The sequence below is a fragment of the Pseudoalteromonas sp. 20-MNA-CIBAN-0454 genome (assembly GCF_040308685.1).
Lineage (GTDB): Bacteria > Pseudomonadota > Gammaproteobacteria > Enterobacterales > Alteromonadaceae > Pseudoalteromonas > Pseudoalteromonas nigrifaciens.
Genome location: NZ_JBEOOB010000145.1, coordinates 1 through 288, shown reverse-complemented (window position 1 = coordinate 288; position 288 = coordinate 1). Strand labels below are relative to the sequence as shown.

At 44.4% G+C, this 288-nt stretch carries 1 tRNA gene; it reads right to left on the bottom strand.

Annotation, left to right across the window (positions count from 1 at the left end):
- Window positions 1-73, bottom strand: a tRNA-Met gene (locus AAEZ22_RS18310).
- Window positions 74-288 lie beyond the last annotated feature (215 nt).

Genomic DNA, 288 nt, shown 5'->3' with positions numbered 1-288 from the left:
TGCGGGAGCCGGATTTGAACCGACGACCTTCGGGTTATGAGCCCGACGAGCTACCAGACTGCTCCATCCCGCGCCTGAAATTGTATACTTATTTAAAGTTGCTTACATTACAACTTAGCTTCCAATTAAAAATTGGTTGCGGGAGCCAAATTTATAACGACTACCTTTGCTGGCTAATGAAGAGCTGAGACCGACAAGTTTTTCATTAAAAAACATTTACAGTAACCTCAATCCTCTAAAGGAAATTGGTTGCGGGAGCCGGATTTGAACCGACGACCTTCGGGTTAT